Source organism: Candidatus Babeliales bacterium, assembly GCA_016929235.1.
In the GTDB taxonomy this organism is placed as follows: domain Bacteria; phylum Babelota; class Babeliae; order Babelales; family JABCYS01; genus JAFGJD01.
On record JAFGJD010000004.1, the window covers coordinates 12,373 to 34,152 of the forward strand.

A 21,780-nucleotide genomic window follows, 5' to 3' on the forward strand; every position below is an offset into this window, starting at 1 on the left:
CTTGATACTTCCCAGAATCTGTCAGGGAGGTAGCATACTCCCTTAAGCTTTAAAAATCGAATTTTTCTTTACCTGGGGGGCTATTTCTGAATGCCGGGCTTTTGTCATTAGAAACAAAATCCGGTATAGTGAAGGACCTGAAGCTAGAAATCCATCTCAGGTTTGGCAACGAACATGGTTGCTATTTGAAACCTGACCCTAAGAGATAAAAAAAGTTTATACAAAAAATGGAAGTGGCTGCATGTTCTTAACCAAAAAAAGGCTGTTTTTTGCTTGGTTTAGTCTCTGTTTACTCACCAGCACTCAGCCAATGCTTCCAGATTCTAATGCTGCATTTGAGGATGATTTTTTTGGACCGAACCGTGAGATTGAGGGTGACCCCTTTGAGCTAGAAGACCCTTTTGCAGACTATCTAGGTAATCTCGATGAAGAGGATCTTGGTGTAGGTCCATTACGTAGCAATCCAAACCCAGCCTATATCCTCATACCAGTCATGAACGAATGTGGCATGGTTGAGATTTTCAAGCATAGCCTATTCTGCCATACCTATCCCCTGAATGAACGCAATATACTTGATAACCCTATTTTTTACACACCACTCTCTGATAAAAAAAGTATGACCCTTAAGGGCCATTTTTTTTATAACCACACACGAAAAAACTATTTTACTGAACAAAATAACGGTATTGGTTCTTACCTTGCAATCAACCACAGTACTTTTACACAAGCTCTCCAAAACTCCTTTAACAGAACATTGGAAATAGAAACGTGCCGTGACTTTTTCACGAATACTATCGGCATTGAAGAAGAATATTTTGAAACAGATATTCAACAAAAATTCGCATTATTAAAAAATATCCGCGTTGAAGATCGACGCGTAGGTGTCATGTTTGAGCTACTTGCACCATTCAACAATCTTAACTACGTCACCCAACTCATCTTCAATCTAAAAATTCCATTCTTATACCGGGAACGAAATGTCACTGCATCGTCAAAAGACATAACGAGGCTCAAAGATGATATCAGTGAGTTTTTCCCACAGACAACCGAAACTCCGGATGCTTCTTTGATGGAGGTTATTAAAAATCCATTTGTCCGTGAATATGCAATCCGTGATAAAATAGGATTTGGAGATAGCAGACTTAGTATTGGGTATAAGGTTGCCGACACCGAGAAATATCAATTTGCGCTCGGACCTGAGTTCACCTTTCCAACCGCCATTACCTTACAACATAATGTGTGGAGCACTGCCCGTAAAATTCCCCCGAAGCGTCCTACATTCGATCTATCAGAATTTTTTCAACGAGCCGATGCAAATCCAGAGGTAGCCCTTGTTCGCGAGCTCAAAGATATTGGAACATCCGCCATTGAGCGCCTTGATGACATGCTCCTAAATACCGGGCTCGGAAATGGCGGCCACTTTGGTCTTGGTATTTTCATAGAGCCAACAGTCCACTTTAATAAAGATACGCACTGGTATAATCGTTTAGCCTTTGAAGCTCTATTACCAGGAACTCACCGTCGTTATTTTCTAAAAAAGGTTGATATTTCAGAATTTGACGGGCGAGACTTTGCAAGTGATGATGAAACAATTGCTGATGACAACATGAGTTTTTTGAATCAAAGATTGTTGGATATGGTATTCCCTAACGATTTTCTTGTACGCGTAACACCAGGTGCTCAGTTGAAAATCACCAGTATAGTTGATCATGTCCATGGCAACTGGAAGTTTAAGCTCGGCACTGATTATTGGCTTCAGGGACGAGAAAGTTTCCGCTTCATTGACATGAATAGCACGGGCATTGCAAATTATGAAATTGAACGCGGACGTCGGCCATCAGCAAAACAGTTGAAATTTTTAGGTGGTTTTGCTTACGATACCACAGTTGGTAATGCAACGACTCGCTTGTTTCTTAATGCTGAAACAACTGCATTCAGTTCTGGAATTGGGAAGGATTTCACCGTAGCAGGCGGTTTAGTCGTGACTTGGTAATCTCTTAATCCTGAGGAGAATGGGATGGTACAAAAATCCCTTATAACATTTACAATCCTTCTAGGACTTTACACTACGACAACGACAAAGCCCTTTTTTGACAATGACATTATTCGACTACTTGATGGTATGCGTATTGGAAGTGCAAATGCAGGGATCTGCGGAAAAGATATGCATGATTATCTGTGGCTCATCAACGAGATTCGCATCATGCAAGACGGCATGCAAAATAGAAAAACTTCAGCTGTAGTAAAACGATATCGACATCGTGGTATCCCATGCACACTCAGAGAGTTAGCAGAACATGAGAGTCGGCTTCAAGAAGATCTAAGGGATCCATGGAAAGACCATGACTCAGTTCTAGCAGAAATCAATGAGCTCAGACATCCGCTTGCAGAAGTAAAAGAGGACTTCATTAGGAAAGCTGGAGGCTTTGTCCAACAGATTCGTCTTACAAAACGATTCATTGTGGAACTGATCGAAGAATGGGCATCCCGCCGGCATCGAGACGATACATTATTACTTGAGTGGGCCAAAGTAGCCGATAAAGAAATTGAAGCTTTCAGAGAAATGGCTACAAGCAACACTATCCTCAATGAGTTTCTTGGTGACCTACGACAGTTTCTTACCGATATGGCATCAAGTTGTCCCAAAGCATTTCAAGAATTTTTAGAACATAAAGCCGAATATACTAAGGCAGCAAACAAGTCGTAACGAAGGAATATGAGCACCTGTGAACAACTTCATGGAACTATAGAAAAAATTCTGTTCTCCAACAGTGAAACTGGATACGCGGTATTTACACTGCGTGTTACCTCGTCGTTGATCGCTACTGCAACAGGCATGGTTCCCGCAATCGCAGTTGGACAAAAAGTAAAGCTTCACGGTATTTGGACGATACATCCAAAATTCGGCAAGCAATTCACTATCGATTCATGCTCTATTGATCTCCCTTCATCAGCTCTTGGCTTAAAAAAGTATCTCGGCTCAGGACTAATACGTGGTATAGGTAAACATTTTGCAGAAAAGCTTGTTGATCATTTTGGCACTGAGATTCTTAAAATCATTGATGCTGATCCTGAACGACTTAGAGATCTCCCAGGCATTGGTCCTGCACGCATTCAATCGATTAAAGAAGCATGGCTCGAACATAAGGCAATCTCTGCCATTATGGTTTTCCTACAGGACAAAGGAATATCGGCAACATATGCCACCAAGATATTTAAAAAATACGGAAATGAATCCATCGCCCTATTAAATGAAAATCCGTATCGACTTGCCTACGATATCTGGGGAATCGGGTTCAAGCTTGCTGATAAAATTGCAAACAACATGGGATTTGAACCAACATCAACACAGCGGGCAAAAGCAGGCATATTGTACGCCATCAGTCGCGCAGTTGATGACGGGCATCTCTATGTTGAAGTCAACGAACTAAAGCAAGCAACCTGTAAGCTTCTTGACCTGAACCTTGATGAGCACGCAAAACTTATCAAGTACGCGCTACATGCACTACATCACGAAGAAAAAATCAAAGTCCTCTCCTATGACGCCAAACACTACATAACACTCTCTGGGTACTATTACTCAGAACATGGCTGTGCAATGCGGCTAAGAACAATCCTGGAGCATGACTCAGGAATCTTCTGTAATCCAACAGATATCTATAATCACCTTCGCGAGAATACATCTAAGAGCCATGCCCTTAACGAAGAACAACAACGCGGGATCATGGCCTGTCTCCAAAATAAAATCACCATCGTCACTGGCGGCCCAGGAACAGGTAAAACCACACTGATTCGCCAATTACTTGATGTCGCTGATATTAACGGAATCTCGTATCAACTTGCAGCGCCAACAGGACGCGCAGCAAAGCGCATGCAAGAAGGAACAGGCCGCCATGCTATGACTCTACACAGATTACTCGATTTTGATCCGTCTTCTATGAGCTTTCGTCAAAACGAGCATAATGCTCTGAAAACGAAATTGCTTATTGTTGATGAAGCTTCAATGATCGATATCTTTTTAGCCCATGCAGTCAGCAAAGCACTACCACTCAATGCACATTTAGTGTTGATTGGTGATATTGACCAGTTACCATCGGTAGGTGCAGGTAATGTACTAAGAGACTTAATTTCCAGTAATAAAATAACTACTATCCAGCTACGACATATTTTTCGCCAGGCACAAAATAGTATGATTGTGGTTAACGCGCACCGAGTGAATGCGGGAGAATTTCCCACAACACGTATTCCAGAAAGCAGAAAGGACTTTTTATTTGTTAGAGAAAATGATCCCTCTCATATCATGAATCATATAGAACGCATATATAGATCTGAGATCAAGCGCCATCATATCACTCCAGAGCAAACACAAGTACTGGTTCCTATGAATCGGGGTAGTGTCGGAACTCAAGTACTTAATATGCATGTCCAAGAGCTTTTAAATCCACCGCGGGGAACTACCGTTGCTTATGCAGGTTCGACATTCCATGAGGGAGATCGAGTTATGCAAATCAAAAATAATTACGACAAACATGTATTTAATGGCGACATGGGTTATATCGAATCGATCGACCCTGAAGATCAATCTCTTATCGTACGATTTTATGATACGCTCTTGGTCACCTATGAACGTAATGATCTTGATGAACTGGTACTATCATACGCAATAACCATTCATAAAAGCCAGGGCTCGGAATACGATGCAGTTATCATTCCTATCTTTACTCAACATTATGCGTTACTCCAGAGAAATTTGATTTATACTGCAATCACACGAGCTAAAAAACTATGTATACTCGTAGGGCAAACAAAAGCCATTGCCATGGCAGTAAAAAAATTAAATCAACAAAAACGCATCACATTTTTACGGGTGATGCTGAGTGAAGATGTAGAATGTCGCTAAAAAATTTTCTCGCCATTTGCTGCACAGTCTTATCCATCTTTCACCTTAATGCCCGCTCTATCAAACCATTCTCTATCATGCTTGACCCTGCGGGTGATGCACAAAATACAGGACGTATTGTTGGCGACTCGTTTGAGCGCGGAATCACTTTACAATTTGCCGAAGCATTGAAACATGAACTCGAAGCAACCTATCAATCGATTCGAGTTATTCTGAGTCGCGTACCAGGAGAAACTATTGAACCGCTTCAAAATGCGAACTTTGCCAATCGTCTCAATGTTGATCTCTATCTCAGCATTCACTTTTATGAAGATGTCAAAGAACATCCACAAATGTATTTGTACTATTTTATCTATAATCCAGTTACCGATCGTTGGAATACCACACGTCGCCTCTCATTTTATCCGTATGACCAGGCTCACCTTATTTCCATAAAAACTACCCAGTCATGGGCTCAGACTCTTTTTAATAATTTGAATCAACAAAAGTATAAGAAGCTCTTCACAATGCATGAAATAGCTGGTTTACCATTTAAACCTCTCATTGGAGTTCGAGCGCCTGCACTCGCATTAGAAGCAAGTTTGAAATCAAAACGCGATTGGTCCATTTATCTTGAACCAATCGTTGCAAGCCTTGGACCGCTCCTACAAAAAGGGAGCGCATGAAAATAAAAACACTCATGATCATCATGGTGTGTGCAGGCGTAGCTGGTATGGTATATTACGGGCTGATGCAACAATGGATCATTGTGCGCCTTCCACAAAAAACGGCAACTTTTCGAAATGATGCACAAATTGCAATCAAAAAAAATAAAGTTTCCCTGTGGTATTATAAAAAAAATGGGTGGCATTCTGAAACCACAACTATTATCTGGCCCGAGAATATCCAGCGCTCACTAAAACATTTGTTGGATACCTGGTTTACATTCATGGATGAAGAAGGTCTTATGAAGAAAAAGGCCTCAGTTCAATCTGTGGTTATCTCTCATACTCAGCAGGAAGCATATATCTCTTTAGATCGCTCTCCATTTGATGATCAAGCATCAGTACATACGAAATGGATATGGATTGAAACACTGCTTAAAACTATTCGAGAAAATGGCTTTACCTTCACATCAATCCGTCTCTTGGTACATCATCAACCTCTCAAAGATTATCATCTAGATTTCTCAAAACCATGGCCTCTATCAGGATTTCTGCAAGAACAAACTATGACTTCATAAAAAGACTCTTGATCTTTAGCGGGATGTTTTCTCAGACTAAGATTTTATAAAGAGGAAAGGTATACGTGAATACAAAGGAGAAATAAGATGATCCAAAACTTTTTCAGCAAAATGAGCCCGACCAACCAGGGCAACATGATGATTGCAGCAGGGGCAGTACTCCTGCTTTATGCTCTCGATCTTATAAGGGGACTCAATATCATTATCGTGTTAGTAGCAGCTGGCATGATCTGGTATGGCATCACCATGGCTGGGTATGACAAAAAAATCCAACGCCTTATCAGTCGATCATAAACAAACCTATGTAAGGGATTGGGGAGGAGTTCCTCCCCAACTTTATTTTTAGTAGATTTTCTTGATAAGATTGAAGACAGGCATAAGCGGAATACCTTCTGCTCTGAATGCCCTGGTAATTCCAAAGCGAACATCACTTGCTATATCATAACGATTTAAAACATTATCCGTACTATGGAAACCTCGTATCATAAAGACAAACCCGTCTGCACCGAAAGAGTCAAGGCGCACAATTGGACGAGGATTTTTAAGAATATCAACATTTAGATCGAGTACACGGAAGATCAATATTTTGACGTGATCAGGATCAATATCATATGGAACAGCAATTAGAATGTCGTCAAATGCACTAAACCCACGAGAGTAGTTCCAGTTCCTAATCTCGCCCTTTACTACTTGTGAATTAGGAACAAGCACTGTAACACTATTTTTACTACGGAGAATCACCGATCGAGGCGTAATCTTCCTAATGATTCCTTGAGTTGTTGGATTCAAGTTTACAAAATCACCAATCTTGAATGGTCGTTGCACAAGAATAATAAAGTATGATACAAAATCGTTAGCATAATCTTTCATAGACCATGCTAAACCGAAGAATAACGTTGCAAACGCATACGCAACGATACTACCTAGTCCAACACGTTGGAAACCAAGGAGCATCACCAACAACACAATAAAATAGTGTGAAATAGTAGAAAGAGTGTACTGCACGCCCGGTTCAACCATTAAGAGCGTAAATGTTCGCTTTAAAACAAAACGGTTAAAAAGATATGAGACAATAAAACTTGAAAAAATAAATACCAAGACTTCCATAAAAGAAAGAATGGTAATATCACGCCGCATCGTTGTACCTTCATGCACAACAAATACTGATGTTTGCAGCCACTGATAGAGGTCTTGGAACGTAAAGGCATATCCCCATGCACGAGCACCAAGCATAAGCAGGAGCAGTCCAAAGCCGATAAACGTTAAAATAATGAATAGGCCATACGCAGATTTTGAATACGCAAACCGTTCCCGCAGAATCTCACCTTCCCTGATAAAAAAGAGACGAGAAGAGACATCACGAACATAAAAATGTAACCAAAGCAAAAAACGCATAAGAATTGCGGTCGCAATGATTCCCCACAATACATATGATATATAACTTCCATAGCCAATATGTGGCTCACTCAAAATAATCAGCGCAACGAGAATGCCATAGATCGCATAATAATTATCCTCCACCTGCCTTCTAAGCCATAGCCAGACTTTATGCGTTGTTGGAATCAGCTCTAAAATATCCTCTTTGGATACTAAAGATATTAAGACCAAGCGAATGATAATTGAGTAGACTGCAAGCAAAATAGTAGGAAGTTCTGATTTGTTGTACGTGAGCAGCATGAATGCTTCTCGAAAGAAAAAAATCCCAATGGACGAATAGAATACAATGGATGCAAGCTGTCGCACTTTTTGATGCACAGTTTCACTCAAAAATTGATATTCTTGTTCACGATCAAATTGAGTAAAATACTGCAATAGTTTTGACGTAAGGAACATCAAATAGGGAATAGATCCGAGATAAAAAAGTACCTTAATAAATGTGTCCTGAATAGTATCAGCACGCAGCAAAAAATAGATTATACCCCACACAAAAATACCAATAAAATTCCGATCAAAAAAATCAAGCAACATGATGCCTATGCGACTGCCAATAAACCATAATCCTGTACCACGAGATACCAATGACGCATAGGAACGTAGTCGCGGAATGCCCCACCGTAAACCTACATATATCAGGCCAATCAACATTAAACGCATGAGTAAAATAAAGAGATGAAAATACCCGAATGCGCGCATACGTTTTGCAAAATTAGTAATCGTTAAACTCTGCGCAAAGACCCCTGTGTATCTAACAAAATTGCTTTTAAAGACTGTTAAATCAGGGAGAATATTTTTCACACCTTCCCATGAAATTGCGTGTGCTGGTCTCATGCGAAGCGATTTCAGCTCATTCACAATAATAGAAATTTGTCTTTGAATAATATCACATGTTCCCAAGATCGATGAATAGACCTCAAGCAACTTGCCACTGACCTCGGTATGTTCGCGTATAAATCCTTGTGCTTCATCAATCAAAGCTTTTGCTTTGTTATAATCGCTCTTTGACTTTTTAAATAAGGATGCCGTATTTAACGACACTTCAAGCTGTGATAGAATCTCCAAATCTTTATTACGTGTATTGAGTGCATTGGTTACACCATCACGCTTTTCGGATACTTGTGCCTGTTCACGCTTAAAGCGCGCATCAAGTTTTTGGAACGCTTTTAGATCCTGGTCAACTTCTTCATCAGATCGAAACAACCGCATAGTAATCTTGTTCCAAGCATCAACAACCCCGATCAAAGTCTCAGCACGCTGCCGCTTTATGTCTTCAAACTGCACATGAGCATCAATCAGTTCTATTTTTTTACCAAGCAGTACCACGCGCTCCTGATTCCCAAGCAACTTGTAGAGGGTAAGCGATTCTTCGATAGTTTTAGGATCAATAACCAGATTCCGTATACCTGTTGCACCACTGAGAGATACACCCAGATCCGCAGCCTGTGTACGCACAATCTCTTTGACCCTTTCCTGCTCTGCTACGAGCGATTCCCGCTCTCGCATATAATCTTCTTTGGCGACTTCGTATTTGTGTCTTGTCTCCTCATACTCAGTGCGCACATCACGCACATCAGTATCTTCGACACGCAATACACGACGCACCATGGCGCGTTCATCGTCAAAAAATTTACGCTTTTCCTGTTCAACAGATCTCTTAATAGCAATAAGTACCTTTTTGCGCTGTACCTCTTGCATGCGCTTATCAACAAGTTCGCGCTGGTCCTTCAAAAGTGCCAACCCTGCATCAATTAATTCACCTTGCTGCTTAATATTAAGACCATCACTTTTTTCGCCGGATTGTTGGACCAACTCTTCACGCAAACGCTGCTTATCGGTCAGGGCTGCCTGATATTCATCTTTTTTGTGTCGCAAACTTTCTAGCTGTAGATCAAGGCCATGCGAGCTATCATCTAGCTTGCGAATTGTTTCTTCCGTATCAACGAGCTGATCATAGATGTTTTGTAGATGTTCAAATGAATAAACACTTTTCACGCCTACAGACAATGATTCAAAAGCTGGATCCTTAAGATAATCTTCGAGCAATTTGATTTGCTCTTCCAACTGCGCTAGCACCTCTTTATGAGTAGTCTTGATATCAACAAGAACTTTTTTATGTTCACGCAAAATCGATTGTTGTTTTTGTAAAAATATGGGATCAACATCTACCGCTTTTTTAAGCGATTGATCGACTGCATCAAGCTGCTTATCTAATGCTTTAATTTTTTCATCAAGATCATTTTGTAGTATTGATACAGAATCTTTCGTTTTTTCGTATTCTTTTTTCAAATCTTCAAGAGAACGCTGTTTCCCCTCCAGCGATCCAAATGTCAAATAGATTTGCTGATCTCCATCTGACTTTCCCTTTAAAAACCCTGCTGACTCAAGGATTCCCTTGGCTAAATTACCAGCATCACATTGATATACTTGTGTAAAAAGCATGAGTGAGACTACGATCGCTTTAATCTTCACAAAAAGTCTCCATAGATATGACGCACAGCACGCGTCGTCTTAAGTTTCGAAGCTTCAGGATGCATTTCAAGACATTGTGCAAGAAACCTATCCAGAGAATGCATCGCTTTTAAATCTATTCCTGTGCTTCCAGAAACGTCAATAGGTTCATGTTCTAATAAATTAAAAATTTGCGCTTCAAGCATCCCTTCAGGATGAACACCAATAACAATAAAAAATCTTGCGATAATACTTTTCTTCAAAAAATCAGTAAATGGATGATGCTGTTCTTGATACAATGCAAGAAACAAGTCATAAACCCCCCGCATAACAACGCCACACAACACACCATAATAGACCAACTCTATCAAGTGGTGCAGAAATGCAATGTCCTGCCGAGCCCACGAAAATGGTATATCGATAATGTTTACCGACCCTATTCTAATATTTCTGCGATTTTCATCAAAAACATACTGCAATAAAGCTCCATGAAAAACACGTCTGAATGCTCTATGATCCTCCAAAAGGACCTCTAAAACTCCACGATCCTGATCAAGCACTCTGATAACATATCGCTTCGGATAATAATTTTTGAGCACAATACCCTGCGATTTCACAACACCACACTGCTAAGTAGACAAAATACTAAAAAATAACTTGTGCACCGTATATTATAACATACTTTCTCGCAATATCATTGCATACCAAAGATTACATATGGTAATTTAATAGAAATATGAAACACCAGAGAGGGAGAGTAGTCATGAAGGTTAATCATATCGCAGTCATTGCACTTGTCATTGCTGTCATAGCAGTACAAAGTTATGCAGATAAAAATGGTCAAATGGTAACAACATCATTGCAGACCACTGGCACCCCAAAAACCAATATGGTCAAAGAGCCAGAAGCCGCTATGCCTCAGAAAACAATGCCTGCAACTGATCTTAAAACGGCTCAATCACCTATGTCACCATTAGCTATACCTGAAGCTCCACCTATGGAGGAAATTAAACCAGCCGAAACAGAACCAATGCCATCAATGCCTATCATAGACTCACCAGAGGATAGACCTGAACCTCGAATCGCAGATGCTTCATCCCAGTTCATGGACCGACTTGATGCTATTGAGCAACGCCTTATGATGATCTGGAAAGCGCTCCAAAAATATATGTCTGGTACGATGGATACAATAACTCCAACCCAGGAAATGACGCCACCAACACCAACTGATTTGTCACCATCATCAAGCATCGCCCCCGACGAGGAAGAAGAAGCCTTCACTGAAGAAGATGTAGCCGACTTTGGTGGCACAGAAGACACATCTGAGGAAGCAGTAGCTGATGAGGCAACTGTCGATCTTAATAAACTGTTGTAAACGAACCAGTACACAACATTTATCTTGCCAAGGAAGTCTCTTGTTTTAAGGGACTTCTTTTATTTGAATGAAGCCCCATGTCAGCTAAAAAGGCTTCTTGATTAGGATCTCTACCTAAGAACCTTACAAGCAACTCATTAGGATCCACACTACCTCCTGGCTGAAGAATCTCTTCACGATACTTTTTTCCTATAGCTGGATTAAGTAGGCCATGTTCACGAATAACCGAGAAAATATCCAATGCAAAAACCTTGGACCACATATAGCCATAATATTTAGGGCCATAGTTTCCCGAGCTCAAATGACCAAATGATGCCTGAAAATGAGCATTAGGCTCAAAATAATTATGCGCGAAGAAAATGTTATGTAAGGTCCGCGTTATGAGATCAGTATCTTTATTATTCCCCGCTTTGAAATACTCAAGAGATAATTTGGCGAAAAACATCTGACGAATGACTTGGTATCCCCGTGTTAGGTTTTTAAGCTCAATCATGGTATTCAGAAGCCTATCAGGCAGAGGTTCCCCTGTTTCATAATGGCGACTCACCTTCTTGAGCATTCCCAGGTCCCACATCCATTCCTCAAATAACTGTGAAGGGAGCTCAACAAAGTCATCCTTCACATTCGTGCCAGAAAACGATGCTAATTGTGGACTACCACATAGATGATGAATAGCATGACCAAACTCGTGGAAAAACGTCGTCACATCGCTATGCTTCAATAAGGAAGGCCTTGTTGCCGTCGCACGAGGAAAGTTAGCAACTACTACGCTTACAGAAGGAAATCGTGTTCCGTCGGACAATGTTATCGTGTCCACAATATCAAACATTGCGGCATGCCCATACTTGTTATCTCGTGGATATAAATCCAACACAATATAACCAAGCGTCATACCACTCACGGCATCGCATGCCTCAAGAACAACCACATCATCATGCCATACACCAACATGCTGATGTTCTTTGAACTGTATTCCTAAAAAAGTTTCATAAATAGAAAGCATACCCTTCAAGGTATAATCGGTAGGGAAGTACTCAGATACAATACGATCATCGAGAGCATACTCTGATTCTTTATACTGATTCATGACATAGCTCAAATCCCATGGCTTCAATTTACCATCGTCTGTAAGAGCAACTCCATCGGGAAGATGATTTATAAGCATCTCATGCTCTTGATCAGCCTTCGTACGCACTTTTTCAACCAGCTCACTAATAAATCTTTCTGCACGTGAAACTGTTTTTACCATTTGATGTTCGAACGCATAGTCTGCATAACTAGCAAATCCAAGCAGACGCGCTTTTTCATCACGTTGCGCAATAAGATCATGAAGCACTGACATATTTTCAGGATATGCCTTTTGATTAAATGCAAGATATAACTTTCTGCGTGTTTCACCGATTGAGCAATGATCCATTATCATAAAATATGTGGGATAATCTGTGCCAAGAATATAGTTTCCCTGTTCATCTCTCTTGAGCGATGCAATAAAGTCATCATCTATACCTGCTAATTCTTCACGTTGTACACTGACTTCTCGTTTTCCCTCATTGATATTTTTCTGGAATAAAAGACTGATCGCACTGAGATCTTTGCTAATTCGCACAACTTCTGCTCGTTCTTGCTGGGGAAGATTGAGACCCTGTGATTGAAATCCCTTCATAATTTCTTGTAAGAAGTAGCGCTGCTCCGATGAAAGCTGTTCAGTAATTGCATTACCTTCAATATAAGCTTTAAACGCGCAAAAGAGCTCGTAATTGGTACTAAACAAATCGATACCACATTGATCGAGTTTCTCTATTTCCTGATGCGCCGCAGTGCGAAGATCTACATCAGGGCTAACCTCTTGAATCATATAAATACGGTGGGCAGAACATGAAAAGGCGGCTACTATTCTATCGTAGGTAAGCGCAGTATTTTCAAATGTTCGTTCGGAAGCATCATGGGCAATCAATGACGCAATACCCTTCTGCGCTGTCTCTTGTGCCGTATGAGAAATTTGTTGTATTTCGATAACTGTCTTTGGAAATAGGTCAACAACATCCATCAAAGAAGTAATCTGTTTCATACCACTCATATCCTTACAATAAGATAAAAGGCTAAATCCCAACAACCATACCACCATCCACCATCGTTTCACGACATTCCCTTTCCTTTGTAATGAACGATGACACTATCACGATCGTATCTGTTTTTGAAGCTCCAACCACTGTTCGCGTAATGCAATAGCTTTTTCAAACTGCAGCGCCTCTGCAGCCTCCCTCATTGTAACTTCAAGTCGAACCAATTCCTTGTGTGTATCCTCTAGGGACATAATTATCTTTTTCTTTTTGTTACGAGCCGATGCTTGTGCAATAGCCTGCTGTAACGGAGTAATTGTCTTGGTTACAGAACGGCTTACACTGACCGGCGTAATACCATGTTTTTCGTTATGCTCCTGCTGTAACGTACGGCGTCGCTCAGTTTCTTTGATTGCTTCACGCATCGATTTCGTTACACGATCTGTATACATCAAGACTCGAGATTCCGTATTTCTGGCAGCACGGCCAATGATCTGAATCAGAGACCGCTTATCGCGCAAGAAACTTTCTACGTCTGCATCCATGATTGCAACTAATGCTACTTCTGGAAGATCAAGTCCTTCACGCAGTAGGTTCACGCCAACCAAACAATCAAAAATTCCCAGCCGTAGCTTCTGAAGAAGTTCAGTGCGTTTTGGTGTTTTGAGATCACTGTGCAAATAGCAGACTTTTAATTTCTCTTCCTCAAGATAGCGCGCAAGATGCTCTGCCATCTTTTTGGTAAGTACGATTACCAACGACCGATATCCATTTTTTGCTGTCTCGCGAATCTGTTCAACCAAATGCTTAATCTGATCCACACGCGAGTGCAACTCAAGTTTTGGATCAACCAACCCTGTTGGTCGGATGATCTGCTCAACAACTGTATCCGACGTTCTTAATTCATAATCACCCGGTGTTGCAGATACAAACATCACATCTTTAAAATACGTTTCGATCTCTTCAAATTTTAACGGACGATTATCATACGCAGAAGGAAGCCTGAATCCAAAATCAATCAGTGCTTTTTTACGTGAACGATCGCCTGCATACATACCGCGCAATTGTGGTAATGAAATATGAGATTCGTCTACCACGAGTAAAAAATCTTCACCAAAAAAATCGAGCAAACAATACGGAGGTTCCCCGGCAGCACGCCCTTCAAAATGAGCTGTATAGTTTTCTATGCCAGAGCAATAGCCAACTTCCTCGAGCATCTCGATATCATGCGAAACACGCTGCTTAAGCCGGTCTTGATAAACAGGATTAGTTATGGTCGGCAAAACCGTTTTGAGTTCTTGTTTGATACTTGCAACCGCAGCATCTTTTTTCGCTTGCGTTGTTACAAAATGTTTAGCCGGAAAGATCACTGTATCTTGAAGATTCATACATACTTCATTAGTATCGCGATGCACCCATTGCAATGATTCAACAGTCTCACCAAACAGCTCGATGCGGAGTTTCTCTTTTTGATAAGGCAAAACTACTTCGATCGTATTCCCTAGAACTTGGAAGGTTCCAGAAATTCGCTCAAATTCATTGCGCTGATACTGTATAAAAATTAGCTTATGAATAAGGTCGTGGCGTTTGATTGTGTCGCCTACTTTGATGGGAAAAGCCAGGGTTTTGTAGTCACTGGGATTACCAAGCGAGTAGATACACGATACCGAAGCAATCACAATCGTATCCCGTCGATTCACTAGTGAAGCTGTCGCTTCGACACGAAGTCGCTCTATCTCTGCATTGACCTTTGTTTCTTTGGGGATATAAATATCTTGCGCTGGAAGGTATGACTCAGGCTGATAATAGTCATAATAGCTCACAAAATAACAAACCTTATTTTCCGGGAAAAAGAGCGAGAACTCCTCATATAGCTGGGCAGCCAGTGTTTTGTTTGGGGCCAATACGAGCACAGATTTGTCTTGTTGCGCAATCACATTGGCAACCGTAAATGTCTTACCCGAACCAGTCACACCGATTAAGGTAGATTTTCCTGGTCGATGCGCAGCAAGCCGCTTGATTGCCTCTGGCTGACTACCCGCAGGCGGAAATGGATTATGGAGCTTGAATAACGGTTTCTTCATTCCCTGAGTATAACACGCAGCACGCGTTCTGTAATCACACTCAATTATGGAAATTGCTTAATTCCAAGCTGTTTCCAATCATGTATAAATCGCTTCATACCCTCGTCAGTCAATGGGTGATTGACTGCTTTTTCTAGAATCGACACTGGCACCGTCGCAGCATCTACACCAATCTCGATCACTTCATGCAGATGCTGAACCGAGCGAAGTGATGCAGCAAGCAATTCTGTCTCATTTCCATACATATCTAGCATAGACCTAAGCTGGCGAATGAGACCCATCCCATCAGTCTCTACATCCTCAAGTCGGCCAATAAATGGTGAAATATATCGCACTCCAAGCTTAGTCATAGCCAAACCCTGAAACAAGGTAAAAACCAGCGTAACGTTAACCTTCACACCTTCTTTAACTAGCCGCTCCATAATTGGATAATACTTGATATGACAGGGAATTTTAACCACAATATTGTTAGCAAGACGCGCAATCCGATGAGCCTGTTCGTAGATAGACGTCATGTCTTCCTCTGTAACCTCGACACTCACATCCCCATGAGGCAACAGTCCACTGATCACTTGGATGGTCTCTAATGGATCCGAGGTAGCTTTGCTCAATAGTGTAGGATTAGTCGTCACTCCATCAATGATACCTGTTGGTATCCAACGTTGAAGAGCACCAACGTCGGCGGTATCGAGAAATAATTTCATACTCTTCCTTTGGATAGTGTCAGCTCATCACAATTAGTTCGCCGTCACTATACGATGCCTCTGTATACTTGTGCAAGTCTCGCGATACATCAGAAAGAAGAGATACCAAGTAACTAAGATTAGGATAAAGCTGTTGATACTCTTCAACCCGCTCTAATGCCGTTCTACCAGACGCATCAGTCATGGTAAGATTAATATCGCCAGAATGAAGAAGCATTTTGATAATCGAACGCCGGGCGCCCATATTCCAGTAATGCTTTGGAAGTTCCATAGATTCTTTTAAATTACTCCAGGCGACTTTAAGACTCTCCAGGGCAATACCAAATAATGCAATGCCAAAGACACCCAAGATTGCGTGCTTGACCAGCTCTTGGCTAATAGGCTTAGGAAGCTGTGCCATACGCGCCCATGAGAACGGACTTCCATTCCTAACAAGTGGGCCAATGTTTGGAGAGAGACTAAACCACCCGTTAGGATCTATATGACCTGCCAAAGGAACCAAGCCAAACAATGCCTTGTCATGAGCAATAACTTTTTTTGCTCCTGTAAAACTCAGAGTCCCTATTGCAGCTGCTACACCGATTTCACCAAGCATCTTGGTAAGCGATAATGCAACACTTCTGCTGAACTTGAGTTCATGCACAATCATATCAACCGCAAACATAAGAGGGGTAAGCTGTTCTTTCCCTACCTGGATATTTTTATCAATGTTGGGAGATTTCAAACACTCCTTCACTAGTGATCGATCACCTACACGAATTGCATGAAACAAATCAACCTCCGTTAACTCGCCCAATATAGTTGGCCGGAGCATATCACAGTTCACAACGGTACTTACGAACATAAGTCCTACTATGATCCACACAAACATCTTACGCATGATCACACTCCTTAGATTCGCAAGCATACGCGACATTCTCAACGTCAATCATCCATTCATCAATTTCTCGCAAAATGCGATATATTTGTTCATTTTCGATATGAATAAGCATCGCTTCGTGAAGAAAATCACGAACCGTCTTCCCCTGTGAGTTTTCAACATTGATATCTAAATCATGGTGCAAGAGAAGCATTCGAATAATTTCTCGCTCTGCCACAAGTGCTCGTGCATTAGCTAAACTTGTTGCGGGAATTTGAACAAATCCACTGCCGCCTTTCCATCCTTTCACCAATCCTCTCCACACTAAATAGATGCCCGCTGCTGCTGTCCATGCAAATACTACTGCAGTCACGGTAGCACGATCAGTGACAAGATTTCTGATCATATCGGGACCTTGTCGAGCCAACATAGTCATACCAGCTTCAGCCACATCTTGTTGCGACCGATCACGAGCCATGTCTGCCGCAGGAATAAAGTCAGCAGCAGCTGCTGCTGAAAAAGCCGTTCCACCCAAATTCAAAAGGTTCCTGCCGGCCTCCCAAAGGCCTGCCCTTACGCCTCTCGGGTGTCCAAATGGATTAAAGCCATGAGCAACAGCGCCAATGGCGGCCCATCTGACATCGATAGCTCTTGCCGATAAAAAGCTCAATAACCCGAATACTGTCGATACCCCCATACCAGATAAACACATGCCCGTGCTAACCCCTAGATCAACTGTTGCTTTCGCCAGTCCGCTAATCAATTGGCTATCGTAGACTTTCTCTGCATGAGCAACCAGATCTCGCACTGCAAACATCAACACTGTTTCTTTGTTGGGACCCAACCGAAGATTAGGATCTACGCCCTCACGTAACAAGAGCCCGACCCGCTCTGGGTCACTATTTATAACTTCATGAACAATATCAAGATCAGAGCTGTGAGCAACCCCCGAAGCCAGAAAAAGCATGGCGAGAATTCGTTTCATAATGCCTCCGATAAAAAGCTGAGTAACTTTTACCTTACCCAGTCCGATTGTTCGTGTAAAATGCCTAACCTAACGGACAACAAAGTTAATAAGGCGATTTGGCACAAAGATCACCTTGATGATCGTCTTGGCCTCAAGCCACTTGGCCACTATGGTCCCGGCAGACTTTTGGACATCCTCTTCAGAGGCTCCCGCCTTCACCGTCAAGGTACCCCGCAACTTACCATTTACCTGAACAGCAATACCCACCGTTGTAGCTACGGTGAGTTTAGGATCATACGTTGGCCATTGACAGTCACCCAACTGTTTGCCAAAAAGCTTCTCAAGTAACTCGCTTGCCATATGTGGCGCAAGTACTGAAAGCGCAACAATAATCTTTTCAAGACTCATTTTTCCAAGTTTCAGAGAATTTGCAGTGATATCGTTGAGTAATTCCATGAATGCAGAAATGGCCGTGTTGGGCTTAAAATATTCAAGTCTTTCTTGAAAATCTTTCAAAAATATATGCACTCTACGACTTGTTTCATCCGCTTCTTGTTGGTCAGAACAATGGCGATTTTCATCGCTCATGTAGATCCAGAACCGATTCAAAAATCGCTTAATACCATCAAGGCCCGTGTCTTGCCATTCGCAATCAAGTTCAGGTGGGCCCATGAACAAAATATACATACGCAAGACATCAGAACCATATGCCTGAACCATCTCATCCGGGTTCACCACATTACCCTTAGACTTAGACATTTTTTCAACAAGTCCACTCTTTTCTGAGTACTTGAGAATCATGCCCTGATTAAACAGCTGCTTGAATGGTTCATCGAACGGTAGATACCCAAGGTCATGTAATACCTTGATGTAAAACCGCGAGTACAACAGATGCAAAATTGCGTGTTCAATTCCTCCAACATACAGATCAACCGGAAGCCAATAGTTCATATCTTTATCATCAAATGGCTTGTCTTTGAGATGAGGGTTTGGATAGCGCAAGAAATACCAACATGATCCTGCCCATTGCGGCATGGTGTTGGTTTCACGCTTACCCAGACCACCACATTTTGGACATGCAACATTGACCCATGACTCAATGGCTGCCAACGGAGACTCACCAGTTCCTGTCGGTTGATATTTTTCTACTTCAGGCAACTCGACTGGCAACTGATCCTCGGGAACAGGAACTACTCCACATTTATAACAGTGAATCAAAGGAATGGGCTCACCCCAATACCTTTGTCGCGAAAATATCCAATCACGAAGACGGTACTGTACCGAACGTTCTGCGTATCCTTTTTTCACGCAGTACTCAATGATCTCTTGTCGTACGTCACCAGCTCGCTTTCCAGCAAACTCTGCTGGCTCTGCAAGAATACCATTCACCATATCGGCATAACAGATCTCTAAGTTTTCAACCTGCTCGCGTAGCTCAGGATCTATAGGAAAGAGAACCGGCTTTAAGTGAATATCGTATTTTTTCGCAAATGCAAAATCTCGTTGGTCATGCGCGGAACATTTGATGATACCTGTTCCATAATCAGCAAGAGCAAATGACGCAACCCAGATAGGAAGATCTCCATTGCCAACCGGATCAACGATGTATCGCCCCGTAAAGATTCCTTCTACATCTTTTTCATTCTCGTAAGCACCATTACGTCGCTTGGCTATCATAGTATCGCAGAATGCCCGAATCTCATCCTTATTCTGCACACCCTCAAGCAACTGATTAAGGAATGGATGGTCCGGAGCAATCACAACAAATGTGTCCGCCGCAAATGATTCAAAATGAGTTGAATAGGTTTTGATCGTCAGATCAGTACTCTTAACGGGCGCAGTAAACAAAAGGCCTTCACTCTTACCAATCCAGTTCCGCTGCATCAACTTAACTTTTTCAGGCCATTCGAGACGATCGAGACCTTCAAGCAATTTTTCTGCATACGCGGTAATACGCAAGACCCACTGAGGAACATTTTTTTGGGTTACCTTGGTGCCACAACGTTCACATGCGCCGTTCACCACTTCTTCATTTGCCAACCCGGTCAAGCATGAAGGACACCAGTTGATTGGCATGTTGGATTGATACGCCAAGCCTGCTTTGAACATTTGAATAAAGATCCATTGCGTCCATTTATAGTAATTAGGATCCGTTGTATTAACTTCTTTATCCCAATCATAGATGGCAGCAATATCTTTAAGTTGTTCTTTAAATTTTTTGATGTTGGCCTCAGTACCCAACTTGGGGTGGATACCTTTTTTAATCGCATCATTTTCTGCAGGCAACCCAAATGCATCCCAACCCATAGGATGTAGTACATTGTATCCCTCTAACCATTTCATGCGAGCATACACATCAGACAAGACATACCCTCGCCAGTGTCCTACATGAAGTCCCGACCCTGAAGGATAAGGGAACATATCCAGGCAATAAAACTTCTTACCTGAGCCTGCCGATTTGGTCGCAACAGGTGGATTTTTGGCCCATCGCTTCTGCCACTTTTTTTCTATATCACAAACTGAGTAATTCATTCTAAATCACCATTACCCGCACAATAATGCGCTTATACGATCCCAATATTGCACAAAAAACGTTATCACCACTGTAGCATAAACAGGCACCTTGACGAAGCGAAAACCATTTGTTTTATACAGAATGTTAAGAATCGATAATACAATCATCGCTGGGTAGCAGACTGTAACAATTGGAACAATCACATCCATGATTCCACTGAAACCCAGGTTAGCAAATGCTGCCGTAATAGTAACTGTTAACGTTACTGCAACTCGATAGCTAATCTTTCTCCTAAAAATATAAATACTCAAATAATCAGCAAACAAGCTGGTCAAAGCGACTGCCGTTGTCAAACATGCAGCAGCAACCGTAAAACTTGAAAGCATACCAAGTCGTCCAAGAAGATGATCGGACAAAGCAAAGATGAGCTGTTCTCTTGGCACCGTTGTTACAGCAGCCGCGTGAATTGCACCTGCTACCATAAATCCAACATAGACACCACCGAGAAGCAGTGATCCAATAACCCCCGCTTTGAACAATGAATGCAAGAGGCGTTGTGGAGATGAAAGAAGATCCTTATCAAGCGCATCAAATACTAGTTTAGAAAAGAAGATCGCACCCAATAGATCAAGCGTTAGAAATCCTTCGAAAAATCCCGAAACCAAAGCGTTAAGATTAGAAATATCAGTATGTGGTGGCGTTACTTTTATGAAAAATGCACTTACTATTACACTCAAAAGCAAGACAATTTTGAGCGGGCCAAGATAGCGACCAATCACATCCATAACCTCATTTTTACGAACCGTTAAAAACCACACAATGATAGCCGACAAAAAACTAAACATAGCCAACGAAAATGAAGGGAAATACCAAGCGAATGCTGAGTGAGAAAGCGTAATAGTTCTTGGGATAGCCCCGAAGGGGCCGATCAAGATCATACACAAAAAGGCCCAAAGTTCTCCTGATTTTTTACCAAGACGCTGAAAGAATGCCCTATAGTCACCCCCAAACAATACCCCGGAAAAAAGGCCTAAAAGGGGCATAACAACAGCCGAGAAGAAAATTCCGACAATGGCGGGTGTAACATGATCGCCCATCATTCTTCCAAGATCCAAAGGAAATACCACATTACCTGCGCCGAAAAATATGGCAAAAAGCGCAACCCCCAAAGATATAATTTGTTTTCTAGTCATGATCCAAATTCCTTAA

At 41.7% G+C, this 21,780-nt stretch carries 16 protein-coding genes; 7 read left to right on the forward strand and 9 right to left on the reverse strand.

From position 1 onward, the window contains the following. Positions 1-241: 241 nt before the first annotated feature. From JW872_00630 to JW872_00655, 6 genes are all read left to right on the forward strand, one after another. On the forward strand, positions 242-1,993 hold the full coding sequence (locus JW872_00630; GenBank protein ID MBN1549145.1) for a hypothetical protein: 1,752 nt from the start codon (positions 242-244) through the stop codon (positions 1,991-1,993). 24 nt (positions 1,994-2,017) lie between these two features. Further along, entirely contained in the window at positions 2,018-2,707 is a 690-nt protein-coding gene (locus tag JW872_00635; protein MBN1549146.1) for a hypothetical protein, read from the forward strand. A 9-nt stretch (positions 2,708-2,716) separates the two neighbouring features. Beyond that, positions 2,717-4,900, forward strand: a complete 2,184-nt coding sequence (locus JW872_00640; GenBank protein MBN1549147.1) for an ATP-dependent RecD-like DNA helicase — start codon at positions 2,717-2,719, stop codon at positions 4,898-4,900. Beyond that, positions 4,891-5,565, forward strand: coding sequence for an N-acetylmuramoyl-L-alanine amidase (locus JW872_00645; protein ID MBN1549148.1), 675 nt, complete (start codon positions 4,891-4,893; stop codon positions 5,563-5,565). The genes JW872_00640 and JW872_00645 overlap by 10 nt, the downstream gene beginning before the upstream one ends. Beyond that, positions 5,562-6,122, forward strand: coding sequence for a hypothetical protein (locus JW872_00650; GenBank protein ID MBN1549149.1), 561 nt, complete (start codon positions 5,562-5,564; stop codon positions 6,120-6,122). Before JW872_00645 ends, JW872_00650 begins: the two co-directional genes overlap by 4 nt. 87 nt (positions 6,123-6,209) lie before the next feature. After that, complete coding sequence (locus tag JW872_00655; GenBank protein MBN1549150.1) at positions 6,210-6,416, forward strand: hypothetical protein; 207 nt, start codon at positions 6,210-6,212, stop codon at positions 6,414-6,416. A gap of 48 nt (positions 6,417-6,464) precedes the next feature. On the opposite strand, the gene JW872_00660 is transcribed toward JW872_00655, so the two are convergent. Together JW872_00660 and JW872_00665 are read right to left on the reverse strand one after the other, a co-directional pair. Further along, on the reverse strand, positions 6,465-10,028 hold the full coding sequence (locus JW872_00660) for a mechanosensitive ion channel (GenBank protein MBN1549151.1): 3,564 nt from the start codon (positions 10,026-10,028) through the stop codon (positions 6,465-6,467). Further along, a complete protein-coding gene (locus JW872_00665) occupies positions 10,025-10,624 on the reverse strand; it encodes a hypothetical protein (protein ID MBN1549152.1) in 600 nt (199 codons plus the stop codon). The genes JW872_00660 and JW872_00665 overlap by 4 nt, the downstream gene beginning before the upstream one ends. Before the next feature lie 146 nt (positions 10,625-10,770). Here JW872_00665 and JW872_00670 point away from each other — a divergent pair, with 146 nt between their 5' ends. Next, positions 10,771-11,382, forward strand: a complete 612-nt coding sequence (locus JW872_00670) for a hypothetical protein (GenBank protein ID MBN1549153.1) — start codon at positions 10,771-10,773, stop codon at positions 11,380-11,382. Between the two features lie 19 nt (positions 11,383-11,401). On the opposite strand, the gene JW872_00675 is transcribed toward JW872_00670, so the two are convergent. The 7 genes from JW872_00675 to JW872_00705 form a co-directional block, all read right to left on the reverse strand. After that, positions 11,402-13,522 (reverse strand): Zn-dependent oligopeptidase, encoded by a 2,121-nt coding sequence (locus JW872_00675; GenBank protein ID MBN1549154.1) that lies wholly within the window; start codon positions 13,520-13,522, stop codon positions 11,402-11,404. Positions 13,523-13,558: 36 nt separating this feature from the next. Continuing rightward, positions 13,559-15,526 (reverse strand): excinuclease ABC subunit UvrB, encoded by a 1,968-nt coding sequence (gene uvrB / locus JW872_00680; GenBank protein ID MBN1549155.1) that lies wholly within the window; start codon positions 15,524-15,526, stop codon positions 13,559-13,561. A gap of 44 nt (positions 15,527-15,570) precedes the next feature. Next, positions 15,571-16,230 carry a fructose-6-phosphate aldolase gene (locus JW872_00685; GenBank protein MBN1549156.1) on the reverse strand — a complete coding sequence of 220 codons (660 nt, stop codon included), beginning with the start codon at positions 16,228-16,230 and terminating at the stop codon, positions 15,571-15,573. A 19-nt stretch (positions 16,231-16,249) separates the two neighbouring features. Further along, on the reverse strand, positions 16,250-17,110 hold the full coding sequence (locus JW872_00690; protein ID MBN1549157.1) for a hypothetical protein: 861 nt from the start codon (positions 17,108-17,110) through the stop codon (positions 16,250-16,252). Then, positions 17,103-18,074: a hypothetical protein gene (locus tag JW872_00695; protein MBN1549158.1), complete on the reverse strand. Its 972-nt coding sequence runs from the start codon at positions 18,072-18,074 to the stop codon at positions 17,103-17,105. The genes JW872_00690 and JW872_00695 overlap by 8 nt, the downstream gene beginning before the upstream one ends. Before the next feature lie 69 nt (positions 18,075-18,143). Further along, positions 18,144-20,588 (reverse strand): leucine--tRNA ligase, encoded by a 2,445-nt coding sequence (locus JW872_00700; protein ID MBN1549159.1) that lies wholly within the window; start codon positions 20,586-20,588, stop codon positions 18,144-18,146. A 12-nt stretch (positions 20,589-20,600) separates the two neighbouring features. Next, positions 20,601-21,764, reverse strand: a complete 1,164-nt coding sequence (locus JW872_00705; protein ID MBN1549160.1) for a branched-chain amino acid transport system II carrier protein — start codon at positions 21,762-21,764, stop codon at positions 20,601-20,603. Positions 21,765-21,780 lie beyond the last annotated feature (16 nt).

Coding starts and splice junctions, on each gene's coding strand:
- uvrB (MBN1549155.1), bottom strand. CDS start 15,526: ATGAAGAAACCGTTATTCAAGCTCCATAATCCATTTCCGCCTGCGGGT.
- JW872_00700 (MBN1549159.1), bottom strand. CDS start 20,588: ATGAATTACTCAGTTTGTGATATAGAAAAAAAGTGGCAGAAGCGATGG.
- JW872_00655 (MBN1549150.1), top strand. CDS start 6,210: ATGATCCAAAACTTTTTCAGCAAAATGAGCCCGACCAACCAGGGCAAC.
- JW872_00635 (MBN1549146.1), top strand. CDS start 2,018: ATGGTACAAAAATCCCTTATAACATTTACAATCCTTCTAGGACTTTAC.
- JW872_00695 (MBN1549158.1), bottom strand. CDS start 18,074: ATGAAACGAATTCTCGCCATGCTTTTTCTGGCTTCGGGGGTTGCTCAC.
- JW872_00650 (MBN1549149.1), top strand. CDS start 5,562: ATGAAAATAAAAACACTCATGATCATCATGGTGTGTGCAGGCGTAGCT.
- JW872_00670 (MBN1549153.1), top strand. CDS start 10,771: ATGAAGGTTAATCATATCGCAGTCATTGCACTTGTCATTGCTGTCATA.
- JW872_00690 (MBN1549157.1), bottom strand. CDS start 17,110: ATGCGTAAGATGTTTGTGTGGATCATAGTAGGACTTATGTTCGTAAGT.
- JW872_00645 (MBN1549148.1), top strand. CDS start 4,891: ATGTCGCTAAAAAATTTTCTCGCCATTTGCTGCACAGTCTTATCCATC.
- JW872_00640 (MBN1549147.1), top strand. CDS start 2,717: ATGAGCACCTGTGAACAACTTCATGGAACTATAGAAAAAATTCTGTTC.
- JW872_00685 (MBN1549156.1), bottom strand. CDS start 16,230: ATGAAATTATTTCTCGATACCGCCGACGTTGGTGCTCTTCAACGTTGG.
- JW872_00705 (MBN1549160.1), bottom strand. CDS start 21,764: ATGACTAGAAAACAAATTATATCTTTGGGGGTTGCGCTTTTTGCCATA.
- JW872_00630 (MBN1549145.1), top strand. CDS start 242: ATGTTCTTAACCAAAAAAAGGCTGTTTTTTGCTTGGTTTAGTCTCTGT.